We start from the raw sequence: 9,358 nt of genomic DNA on the forward strand, positions 1-9,358 counted from the left end.
TCCAAAGTTGCCCTTTGATTTGGATGCAGGGCTTTCAATCAATACGCCTGTGCCGGTTGAGCACAAGTTTTTGAGTCATAGATGGTTCACGCCTCGAATGAAACACCTAGCGTTTAACCTGTCTGTCGGCGCGCCGTAAAGTGACACAGCTTCAACAGTTCGCAATAAGAGAAGTTATGCCCAGATCGCAGGCGGTCGGCAAAATGACGGTTTCCTTCTTTTCCAAACGTCACTTCCCGGTTAGCGTCCGCCCGAGTCGAACACAGGGTGAGGAGCATCACATGACCATCGCAGCAAAACTGGAAAGCCTGGGCGTCACGTTGCCGGACGCGCCTGCGCCTGCGGCCAACTATGTGCCCTTCGTGCGCTTGGGCAATATCGTCTACGTGTCGGGCCAGATCTCGAAGGCGGATGAGCTGATTACCGGCAAACTGGGCGATGACATGGATGTCGATGCAGGCGCTGCTGCGGCAAAGGTCTGCGCCATCAACCTGCTTGCGCAGGTCAAGGCCGCGTGTGGCGGCGATATCGAGAAACTGGTGCGGGTGATCAAGCTGACCGGTTTCGTGAACTCGACCGCCGATTTCACCGCCCAGCCACAGGTGATCAACGGCGCGTCGGACTTTCTGGTCGAGGCGCTGGGCGATGCGGGTCGCCATTCCCGCTCGGCCGTCAGTGCTGCGTCGTTGCCCTTGGGTGTGGCGGTCGAAATCGAAGGTATATTCGAGGTCCAATGACACCGCCCCTGCCTTCTGAATTCCTGCAAGCCCCGATTGCGCATCGGGCCCTGCATGATATCCCCGATGGCCGTCCGGAAAACAGCCGCGCGGCCATTCGTGCGGCGGTCGACGCAGGCTACGGGATTGAGATTGACCTGCAACTGACCTCGGATGGCCGGGCGATGGTCTTTCACGACTATGACATGGGGCGACTGACCGGGCAGCCCGGACCGATCCGGCAGGTTTCATCGGCACAGGCGCAGGCGACGCCGCTGCTGCATGCGGATGACGGTATCCCGACTCTGGACGAAGTGCTGGGGATTGTGGCGGGCAAGGTTCCGCTGTTGATCGAGTTCAAGGATCAGGACGGCGCGATGGGCCCCGATATCGGCGCGTTAGAGGCTGATGCCGTCCGCGCGCTGCAGGGCTATGACGGCCCCGTGGCCGTGATGTCGTTCAACCCCAACAGCGTGGCCGAACTGGCCCGTCTGGCCCCGCATCTGCCGCGGGGTCTGGTGACATGTTCTTACAGGCCCAAGGCCGAGCTGTTGGCGCCAGACATTTGCGACTATCTGCGTGACATTCCTGATTTCGACCGGGTGGGGGCCAGCTTCATCAGTCACGAGGTGCATGACCTGACCCGCCCCCGCGTGGCCGAGTTGAAAGCGCGCGGCGTTCCAGTCCTTTGCTGGACCGTCCGCTCGCCCGAACAAGAGGCAGAGGCCCGCCAGGTTGCCGATAATGTGACCTTCGAACGCTACATGGCCGCGCATCCGGCTTGATCCCACCCGCTTGGACCACAGATAAAGACGGGGCGCGGAGGGCATATGGATCAGGCACAGATCGAGGTTCAGGTAATGGCATCCCTGTCGCAGATATCTGCGGCAGAGTGGGATGCCTGCGCCTGCCCCGAGGTTGCTGATGGCGGGCGACCGCTTGATCCCTTCACCACGCATCGGTTTCTGCTGGCGCTTGAGGAAAGCGGCTCGGTCGGGCGCGGCACGGGCTGGCAGCCGCAATACCTGACCGCCTATCTGGACGGGATGCTGATCGCGGCGGCCGCGATGTACGCCAAATCGCATTCTCAGGGGGAATATATCTTCGACCATAGCTGGGCCCATGCCTATGAAAGCGCGGGCGGGCGGTATTATCCCAAGCTGCAGATCGCGGTGCCGTTTACCCCTGCCACCGGTCGCCGTTTTCTGGTACGGCCCGGATACGAGGCGATTGGCATGTCGGCGCTGACGCAGGGCGCGGTGCAACTGGCGGCCGAGAATCAGGTCTCCTCGCTGCACGCCACCTTCTGCACCGAGGATGAGGCGTTGGCCGGTGAACAGATGGGCCTGATGGTGCGCCATTCGCAGCAATTCCATTGGCTAAATGACGGGTATGCCGATTTCGACGGGTTTCTGGCGGCGTTGTCGTCACGCAAACGTAAGAATATCCGCAAGGAACGGGCGCAGGCCTGCGGGTTTGGCGGTGAGATCCGCACGTTCACGGGCGACGACTTGCGCCCCGAACATTGGGATGCGTTCTGGCGGTTCTACCAGGATACCGGGTCGCGCAAATGGGGCTCACCCTACCTGACCCGACAATTCTTTGACATCGCTCAGGGAACCATGACCGATGACATCGCCTTGGTGCTGGCCGAACGCAACGGCTATCCGATTGCCGGAGCGTTGAACTTTATCGGGCGCGAGACGCTGTTTGGCCGCTATTGGGGCTGCGTCGAACACCATGCCTGCCTGCATTTCGAACTGTGCTACTATAGGGCGATCGATTTTGCCATCGCCCAGGGCCTGAATCGGGTCGAGGCCGGTGCGCAGGGCGAACACAAGCTGGCGCGCGGCTATCTGCCCACGCGCACGCATAGCCTGCACTGGGTTGCCGATCCCGGATTTGCCGATGCGGTCCAGAAATTTCTGGACGCCGAGGGCCGGGCGGTGGGAGAAGAGATCGAGATTCTGACCGAATACGGACCGTTCAGAAAATCGAACCCGGAGGAACACCAATGACCGAACTTTTGTCGACCGAGACGCGCGGACCGCTGCTGGACCCGCTGTTCAAGAACGGCTGGACCATGGTTGAAGGCCGGGACGCGATTACCAAGACCTTCATTTTCGACAATTTTGTCGCCGCCTTCGGCTGGATGACGCAGGTGGCGATCTGGGCCGAGAAGTGGAACCACCACCCCGAATGGTCGAACGTTTACCGCACGGTCGAGGTGGTGCTCTCTACCCACGACGTAGGCGGGTTGTCGGCGCTGGATGCCAAGCTGGCGCGCAAGATGGACGGTCTGGTCTAACCCCGGTCGCTTTGCGAGCCCTCACCACCGGCCAGCGAGGCCGTGATGCCCAGTTGCCGGAACTCATCCGGCGTCACCGTACCATCGCTGACATCGATATTGCCCGGGATACCCGTGACTCGATTGCCGATGGACCGGACACTGCGCGCCGCCGGATTGATGTCCAGACAGCGCGTGTTGTAACAGGTCAACCCGCTGGTATTGATCTGGATGCGCTGCTGCCCGTCCGGCCCGGTGACAACCGGGGCTTGCGGCACATCGCAGGCCGCGACCAGAGCCAAAGCCCCCAGACCGATCCATTTGTTCATTGCACGCTCCTAGTCCAGTTGACCGTTGCCGTCCAAATCCGCAGAGTTGAAATCGCTGTCCATCTGCGCGTCATATTCAGCTCTGGAAATAAAGCTGTCCTTGTTGCGGTCAACATCTACAAACTGTTTGATATCCAGAAACGGTTTGGCCTCATCCAGACCCAGCGTGCCGTTTTTGTCCTCGTCCATGGCCTGAAAGGCATAGTCAGAAAAGGCGTTGAATTCGTCCTTGGACAGGAAGCCGTCATTGTTGGCGTCGATGGCTTTCAACTCGTTCTCGTGCAATTCGCCCACGGTTTCTGCACTGGCTGCTCCGGTCAGCAAGGTTGCTGCGATGACGATGATCTGACGTTTCATGGCGGCGCTCCTCAGCATGCGAATCTCTGACCTTCAAAGCCGCCCGCAGCAGCCCCGGCTGCGGTCAGGATGGTTTTGCCCGATCCGCCGCCGAATTGATTGCCGATGGCCCCGCCGATCAGCGCGCCGCCCAGCGTGCCGCCAAGGCAGGCAATCTCGTGCTGGCGGGCCGCCTGTTGTTGCGGGGTGGGTGCCGGTCCGCAGGCGGCCAACAGCCCCGCGCCGGTCAGGATAAGTGAAAAAGCCTTGAGTTTCATAAACTAACTCCCCGGTTCATCTGCGCCGAGTATTCGCGCATCGGGGCGTTCTAGCAAGTTAAATACGGCTCGGTCGGCCCCGGTGTTGCCGGGGCCGGGCCGGGTCACATGGTGGCCAGCAACGTCTCACCGGCGGACACCTCACAGGTGCCGGGGCTTTCTTCCAGATTCAGCGCCGTGACCTTGCCGTCGTCAACCAGCATCGCATAACGTTTGGACCGCGCGATCAGGCCCGCAGGCGGGGCGTCGAATTCCATGCCGATAGCCTTGGTGAACTCGGACGCGGCGTCTGCCAGCATGGTCAGGCCAGCATCGGTTGCGCCGGTGGCCTCGCCCCAGGCTTTCATCACGAAGGGGTCGTTGACCGAGATGCAGATGACCTCGTCCACGCCCTTGGCGTCGAACTGACCCTTGGTGCGCATGAAGCTGGGCACATGGGCGGAACTGCAGGTCGGGGTATAGGCGCCGGGCACTGCAAAAATCACCACTTTGCGCCCTTTGACCTTGTCGGACAACCGCACCTCTTCCGGGCCTTCGGCCCCGATCCGGGTCAGCGTTGCATCGGGCAGAGTGTCACCTGTTGAAATCATTTTTAACCTCCTGTCGTTTGGATTTGCAGAGTCGGGCTTAGCCGCAATATAGGTGAGCGAACACAGTTAACCACGGGAATTCGACAGGGTGGGAGGAGCATGAGCCATATTGTCGTGATCGGTGCGGGGCAGGCGGGGTCATCGCTTGTCGCAAGGCTGCGCAAGGACGGGTTTGAAGGGGACATCACCCTTATCGGGGCCGAGCCGCATCTGCCCTATCAGCGCCCGCCTTTGTCCAAGGCCTATCTGCTGGGCGAGATGGAGTTGGAACGCCTGTTCCTGCGCCCCGAGAGCTTTTATGCCGACAACAATATCACCCTGCGTCTGGGTCAGCGCGTCACCGGCATCGACCCGCAGGCCAAGACGGTTTCGCTGGGCAATGAGGTCATTTCCTATGACGAACTGGCGCTGACCACCGGGTCCGACCCGCGCCGCTTGCCTGCCGCGATTGGCGGCGATCTGGCGGGCGTGCATGTGGTGCGCGATCTGGCCCATATCGACGAGATGGAGCCGCGCGTCACCGACGGCGCGCGCGCCCTGATCGTGGGCGGCGGCTATATCGGGCTCGAGGCCGCAGCCGTCTGCGCCAAACGCGGGGTCAAAGTGATTCTGGTCGAGATGGCGGATCGTATCCTGCAACGGGTCGCGGCCCCCGAGACCAGCGATTACTTCCGCGCGCTGCACACCGAATACGGCGCAGACATCCGCGAAGGGGTCGGGCTGGATCGTCTGATCGGGGAAGATGGCCATGTGACGGGGGCCGTTCTGACGGATGGCGCGGAACTGGCGGTGGATTTCGTCATTGTCGGCGTCGGCATCGCGCCCGCGACCCAACTGGCCGAAATGGCGGGGCTGGAGCTGGACAACGGCATCAAAACCGACGCCCATGGCCGCACCTCGGACCCGTCGATCTGGGCGGCGGGCGATTGCGCGTCTTTTCCGCATGGCGAGGGGCGTATCCGGCTGGAAAGCGTGCCCAACGCGATTGATCAGGCCGAGATCGTGGCCCAGAACATGCTGGGCGCGGCCAAGGGTTACACCGCGACACCGTGGTTCTGGTCGGATCAGTATGACGTCAAACTGCAGATCGCTGGCCTGAACACCGGCTATGACCGTGTTGTGACCCGCAAGGGCGAGGGCGCAACAGTGTCCTTCTGGTACTACAAGGGGGACCAGTTGATCGCAGTGGACGCCATGAACGACCCGCGTGCCTATATGGTCGGCAAACGCCTGATTGACGCGGGCAAAACCGCTGATCCGGCGGTGGTCGCCGACCCGAATGCGGACCTCAAACCTCTGCTCAAAGCGTGAGAATCATCGCCGGAGACTTCCGGGGCCGTGCCTTGGCTTCGGTCGGCAAAGGGGACGCAGGCGCGCATCTGCGCCCCACCACCGATCGGGTACGCGAAAGCCTGTTCAACGTGCTCACCCACCTGATCGCGTTCGACGGCCTGCGCGTTCTGGACCTGTTCGCGGGCACCGGTGCGCTGGGGCTCGAGGCGCTGTCGCGCGGCGCGGATCATGCCACCTTCGTGGATGACGGTTGGGTGGCGCAGGGTCTGATTCGCAAGAACATAGACCTGACCCGCAGCGCCGACCGGGCGAGCCTGATCCGCCGGGATGCCACAAAGCTGGGCGAAAATCCCGGTCCGGCCTGTGACCTGATCTTCCTCGACCCGCCATATGGCAAGGCACTGGGCCAGAAGGCCGTTGAGGCCGCTGTTGCGGGCGGATGGATCGCCGATGACGCGCTGCTGGTCTGGGAAGAAAGCACCCCGATGGCCGCACCGAGCGGGTTCACCCAGCACGACACGCGCAAATACGGCGACACTCATATCTCATTGATGTGGCGTGATATTTCAGACTGAAAAAGGCAGGGACCCTCATGCACGATCTGGTCATTTTCGATTGCGACGGCGTTCTGGTTGATAGTGAGCCCCTGTCCAATCAGGTGCTTGTCGACAACCTGGGCCGCTACGGTCTGGACCTGACGCTGGAGGACAGCGTCGGTTTCTTTCTGGGCGGCACGATGGCCGGCGTGCGCGACAAGGCCCGCGATTTGGGGGCGGACCTGCCCGAGGATTGGGTTGATCAGGTCTATGCGGAAACCTATGCGCGTCTGCGGCAGGGCGTGTCGCTGATGCCCGGAATTCGCGAGTTGCTGGACACGCTGGACCACCACGGCATCCCATTCTGCGTCGCCTCGAACGGCAGCCCGGACAAGATGGAGATTACGCTGGGCCAGAACGGTCTGTGTGATCGCTTTCAAGGTGCCATGTTCTCGGCCCACCAGTTGGGGACAGCGAAACCGGACCCCAAGATGTTTCAGCTTGCGGCGGAACAGTTTGACGCATCCGCGCCGGTCGTCATTGAAGACAGCCAGAATGGTGTCACCGCTGCAATCCGCGCCAATATGCGCTGTCTGGCCTATGCACCGCACGGGGACGGTTCCAAACTCACGGAAATTGGCGCAGAAGTGTTTTCGGACATGGCCGAGGTTCCCCGGCTTTTGGGACTCTGATCCAAAAACATGCTATGGTCCGCATCATGGACCGCGCTTTATCTCCGCCGCTCTGGGTTTTCGAACCGGAAACCGACACCGTGACCGGCCCGCCGCCGAAACCCCGGCGCGCGCCTGTGTTCATCCATGACGCTGTAATGCCATGGGGGTCCGAGACGATGTTGCTGAAGCTGCTGCGCGATCAGGCGCAGGATCAGGACGAATAGGTCGGATGAAACTTGTCGCCCGGTGACAGGGTGAAAATCTCGACCCCGTCCGCTGTCACACCCACCGAATGCTCAAACTGCGCCGAGAGCGACTTGTCGCGAGTCACAGCGGTCCAGTCATCGGCCAGTGTCTTGGTTTCGGGGCGGCCCAGATTGACCATCGGTTCGATGGTGAAGAACATGCCCTCTTCCAGAACCGAGCCCGTCCCCGGACGCCCATAGTGCAGTACGTTCGGCGGCGCGTGGAATACCCGGCCCAGTCCATGACCACAGAAATCGCGGACAACGGACATCCGGTGCGCCTCGACATAGGCCTGAATGGCGTGGCCGATATCGCCGAAGGTGTTGCCCGGCTTGACCATCTCGATGCCCTTGAACAGGGCGTCATGGGTCACCTGAATCAGGCGTTCGGCTTTGCGAGGCAGCTTGCCCGCCACATACATGCGCGAGGTGTCGCCGAACCAGCCGTCAACGATGACGGTCACGTCGATGTTCAGGATATCGCCATCTTTCAGCTTCTTGTCGCCGGGAATGCCGTGGCAGACCACGTGGTTCACGCTGATGCAGCTTGCGTGCTGATAGCCCTTGTAACCAATAGTGGCCGAAGTCGCGCCCGCATCCTCGACCATCTGAGTGATCAGCCCGTCGATGACGCCGGTGCTCTGGCCCGGAAAAACATGCTCCGCGATGTCGTCCAATATCCGCGCGGCCAAGGCCCCTGCGGCGTGCATGCCAGCAAAGTCTCCCTGTTCGTAGATGCGGATACCGTCCTTGGTCAGACGGCCACGATGTTCTTTCATCGACGCTAGGCTCCAAATGTTTCGCGCAGCGCCCCTTTTACGCTGCTTGTGCAGAAAGTACCAGAGGGTGCTGTTTTCAATCGTTCAAATGGCGTTGAAGGGGCCGAGATCAAGCTTTGGCAGCCGCAGGATTGCGCTAGGGTGACAGCCAGCACTACGCAGGAAGCGGGGAAAACCAATGCCAAAATGGGCCGTTGTCCTGATCATGGTCGCCCTGACCGGATGCCGGGAAGAAGTCACCTTGCTGTCGGGTCCTCAACTGGCGAACCTGCTGGCCGATGACCGCCAGATCGCGTTTGACAGGTTTCACATCAGCGGCACAGCCCATTTCCACCCCAATAGGACGTTCGAGGTTTCGATCCCCCGGTTGGGTCAGGATACCGGAGAGTGGTGGCTGGAGGACAATCAGATTTGCAGCCGCTGGACGAGTTTCCGGCAGGGGCGCAAATTATGTGCTTTGGTTGGCCAAACCCGCGACGGAACCTATCGCGGGCAAAGCCCGAAATCCGGGGTGTTTCTGGGGACATTCCGATTTCAGGACTGATCTTGCCTAGCCCACCTGCCAGCGCCGGGTGGGATCGGCCCAGACGCCCTCGGGGGTGATCTTGGTGCCGACGATCAGCCGCTCGACCCTCTTGGCCGCCTGAAATGCCGCCGCATAGGCCGGATCGATATCCGCAGCCAGCGCGAACCGGTCGCAATCGGTGCGCTGCACCAGATACAGCATCACCGCCCGGTGCCCCTGTGCCGCCATGGTCGCCAACTCGCCCAAATGCTTGGTTCCGCGCGCCGTCACGCTGTCGGGAAACTCGGCCAGACCGGGCTGGCGCGACATGGTGACGCTTTTAACCTCGACATAAGCATCCGGCAGGCCCGGTTGGGTCAGCAGGAAATCGATGCGACTGTTCTCGCCGTATTTCACCTCGGGGCGGACGGTTTCATAGGCGGCCAGTTCCGGGATCTCGCGCGCCATCAGCGCCGCCCGCAGCGCCCGGTTCGGCAGCGAGGTATCGACCCCGGTGAAATGCCCGTTCTCATGATCGACCAGCCGCCAGCCATATTTCAGCTTTTTCTTCGGATCGTCATTGGGCTCCAGCCAGATTTTCTCACCCGGTTCCGCCAGCCCCATCATCGAGCCCGGGTTGGCGCAATGGGCGGTCACCTCGCGCCCGTCCTCCAACGTGCAATCGGCCAGAAAGCGTTTATAGCGGCGGATCAGGCGGGCGGGGACAAGGGGGGTTTCAAATCGCATGTCCAAGGGCCTATACCTGCCCCAAGGGCCGATCAAGAGGGAG

15 protein-coding genes are annotated in these 9,358 nt (G+C 61.5%); 9 read left to right on the top strand and 6 right to left on the bottom strand.

What is annotated here, in order from left to right; translation table 11 throughout:
• Positions 1-281: 281 nt before the first annotated feature.
• The 4 genes from ACR0NJ_RS03080 to ACR0NJ_RS03095 are packed head-to-tail and all read left to right on the top strand — an operon-like array spanning position 282 to position 3,024.
• Positions 282-737 (top strand): RidA family protein, encoded by a 456-nt coding sequence (locus ACR0NJ_RS03080; protein ID WP_480815664.1) that lies wholly within the window; start codon positions 282-284, stop codon positions 735-737.
• Positions 734-1,501: a glycerophosphodiester phosphodiesterase family protein gene (locus ACR0NJ_RS03085; RefSeq protein ID WP_480815665.1), complete on the top strand. Its 768-nt coding sequence runs from the start codon at positions 734-736 to the stop codon at positions 1,499-1,501. The genes ACR0NJ_RS03080 and ACR0NJ_RS03085 overlap by 4 nt, the downstream gene beginning before the upstream one ends.
• A gap of 45 nt (positions 1,502-1,546) precedes the next feature.
• Entirely contained in the window at positions 1,547-2,734 is a 1,188-nt protein-coding gene (locus ACR0NJ_RS03090) for a GNAT family N-acetyltransferase (protein WP_480815666.1), read from the top strand.
• Positions 2,731-3,024, top strand: a complete 294-nt coding sequence (locus ACR0NJ_RS03095) for a 4a-hydroxytetrahydrobiopterin dehydratase (RefSeq protein WP_480612096.1) — start codon at positions 2,731-2,733, stop codon at positions 3,022-3,024. Before ACR0NJ_RS03090 ends, ACR0NJ_RS03095 begins: the two co-directional genes overlap by 4 nt.
• On the opposite strand, the gene ACR0NJ_RS03100 is transcribed toward ACR0NJ_RS03095, so the two are convergent.
• From ACR0NJ_RS03100 to ACR0NJ_RS03115, 4 genes are all read right to left on the bottom strand, one after another.
• The gene (locus tag ACR0NJ_RS03100; RefSeq protein WP_480815667.1) at positions 3,021-3,332 is read right to left on the bottom strand and encodes a hypothetical protein; all 312 of its coding nucleotides are present in this window, start codon (positions 3,330-3,332) and stop codon (positions 3,021-3,023) included. The two genes, ACR0NJ_RS03095 and ACR0NJ_RS03100, sit on opposite strands and share 4 nt — an antisense overlap.
• A 9-nt stretch (positions 3,333-3,341) precedes the next feature.
• A complete protein-coding gene (locus ACR0NJ_RS03105; RefSeq protein ID WP_480815668.1) occupies positions 3,342-3,689 on the bottom strand; it encodes an EF-hand domain-containing protein in 348 nt (115 codons plus the stop codon).
• 11 nt (positions 3,690-3,700) lie between these two features.
• Positions 3,701-3,946: a glycine zipper 2TM domain-containing protein gene (locus ACR0NJ_RS03110; RefSeq protein WP_480612099.1), complete on the bottom strand. Its 246-nt coding sequence runs from the start codon at positions 3,944-3,946 to the stop codon at positions 3,701-3,703.
• 104 nt (positions 3,947-4,050) lie between these two features.
• Positions 4,051-4,536, bottom strand: coding sequence for a redoxin family protein (locus tag ACR0NJ_RS03115; RefSeq protein ID WP_480815669.1), 486 nt, complete (start codon positions 4,534-4,536; stop codon positions 4,051-4,053).
• Between the two features lie 99 nt (positions 4,537-4,635).
• On the opposite strand from ACR0NJ_RS03115, the gene ACR0NJ_RS03120 reads away from it, so the two are divergent.
• From ACR0NJ_RS03120 to ACR0NJ_RS03135, 4 genes are read left to right on the top strand one after another with little or no spacing between them, the layout of a single operon-like run.
• On the top strand, positions 4,636-5,847 hold the full coding sequence (locus ACR0NJ_RS03120) for an NAD(P)/FAD-dependent oxidoreductase (protein WP_480815670.1): 1,212 nt from the start codon (positions 4,636-4,638) through the stop codon (positions 5,845-5,847).
• On the top strand, positions 5,844-6,404 hold the full coding sequence (gene rsmD, locus ACR0NJ_RS03125) for a 16S rRNA (guanine(966)-N(2))-methyltransferase RsmD (RefSeq protein ID WP_480815671.1): 561 nt from the start codon (positions 5,844-5,846) through the stop codon (positions 6,402-6,404). Before ACR0NJ_RS03120 ends, rsmD begins: the two co-directional genes overlap by 4 nt.
• 17 nt (positions 6,405-6,421) lie before the next feature.
• Positions 6,422-7,057: an HAD family hydrolase gene (locus tag ACR0NJ_RS03130; protein ID WP_480815672.1), complete on the top strand. Its 636-nt coding sequence runs from the start codon at positions 6,422-6,424 to the stop codon at positions 7,055-7,057.
• Between the two features lie 26 nt (positions 7,058-7,083).
• Positions 7,084-7,263 carry a hypothetical protein gene (locus ACR0NJ_RS03135; RefSeq protein WP_480815673.1) on the top strand — a complete coding sequence of 60 codons (180 nt, stop codon included), beginning with the start codon at positions 7,084-7,086 and terminating at the stop codon, positions 7,261-7,263.
• Here the strand turns inward: ACR0NJ_RS03135 and map are convergent.
• Positions 7,251-8,063, bottom strand: a complete 813-nt coding sequence (gene map, locus ACR0NJ_RS03140) for a type I methionyl aminopeptidase (protein WP_480815674.1) — start codon at positions 8,061-8,063, stop codon at positions 7,251-7,253. The two genes, ACR0NJ_RS03135 and map, sit on opposite strands and share 13 nt — an antisense overlap.
• A gap of 178 nt (positions 8,064-8,241) precedes the next feature.
• On the opposite strand from map, the gene ACR0NJ_RS03145 reads away from it, so the two are divergent.
• A complete protein-coding gene (locus tag ACR0NJ_RS03145; protein WP_480815675.1) occupies positions 8,242-8,607 on the top strand; it encodes a hypothetical protein in 366 nt (121 codons plus the stop codon).
• Between the two features lie 6 nt (positions 8,608-8,613).
• Here the strand turns inward: ACR0NJ_RS03145 and sfsA are convergent, their stop codons facing one another.
• The gene (sfsA, locus tag ACR0NJ_RS03150; RefSeq protein ID WP_480815676.1) at positions 8,614-9,315 is read right to left on the bottom strand and encodes a DNA/RNA nuclease SfsA; all 702 of its coding nucleotides are present in this window, start codon (positions 9,313-9,315) and stop codon (positions 8,614-8,616) included.
• Positions 9,316-9,358: the final 43 nt, after the last annotated feature.

The sequence above is a fragment of the Ruegeria sp. F11 genome, from assembly GCF_056533855.1.

Excerpts from the sequence above, each read along its gene's own strand:
- ACR0NJ_RS03080 (WP_480815664.1), top strand. The coding sequence starts at position 282 with ATGACCATCGCAGCAAAACTGGAAAGCCTGGGCGTCACGTTGCCGGAC.
- ACR0NJ_RS03085 (WP_480815665.1), top strand. The coding sequence starts at position 734 with ATGACACCGCCCCTGCCTTCTGAATTCCTGCAAGCCCCGATTGCGCAT.
- ACR0NJ_RS03090 (WP_480815666.1), top strand. The coding sequence starts at position 1,547 with ATGGATCAGGCACAGATCGAGGTTCAGGTAATGGCATCCCTGTCGCAG.
- ACR0NJ_RS03095 (WP_480612096.1), top strand. The coding sequence starts at position 2,731 with ATGACCGAACTTTTGTCGACCGAGACGCGCGGACCGCTGCTGGACCCG.
- ACR0NJ_RS03100 (WP_480815667.1), bottom strand. The coding sequence starts at position 3,332 with ATGAACAAATGGATCGGTCTGGGGGCTTTGGCTCTGGTCGCGGCCTGC.
- ACR0NJ_RS03105 (WP_480815668.1), bottom strand. The coding sequence starts at position 3,689 with ATGAAACGTCAGATCATCGTCATCGCAGCAACCTTGCTGACCGGAGCA.
- ACR0NJ_RS03110 (WP_480612099.1), bottom strand. The coding sequence starts at position 3,946 with ATGAAACTCAAGGCTTTTTCACTTATCCTGACCGGCGCGGGGCTGTTG.
- ACR0NJ_RS03115 (WP_480815669.1), bottom strand. The coding sequence starts at position 4,536 with ATGATTTCAACAGGTGACACTCTGCCCGATGCAACGCTGACCCGGATC.
- ACR0NJ_RS03120 (WP_480815670.1), top strand. The coding sequence starts at position 4,636 with ATGAGCCATATTGTCGTGATCGGTGCGGGGCAGGCGGGGTCATCGCTT.
- ACR0NJ_RS03130 (WP_480815672.1), top strand. The coding sequence starts at position 6,422 with ATGCACGATCTGGTCATTTTCGATTGCGACGGCGTTCTGGTTGATAGT.
- ACR0NJ_RS03135 (WP_480815673.1), top strand. The coding sequence starts at position 7,084 with ATGGACCGCGCTTTATCTCCGCCGCTCTGGGTTTTCGAACCGGAAACC.
- map (WP_480815674.1), bottom strand. The coding sequence starts at position 8,063 with ATGAAAGAACATCGTGGCCGTCTGACCAAGGACGGTATCCGCATCTAC.
- ACR0NJ_RS03145 (WP_480815675.1), top strand. The coding sequence starts at position 8,242 with ATGCCAAAATGGGCCGTTGTCCTGATCATGGTCGCCCTGACCGGATGC.
- sfsA (WP_480815676.1), bottom strand. The coding sequence starts at position 9,315 with ATGCGATTTGAAACCCCCCTTGTCCCCGCCCGCCTGATCCGCCGCTAT.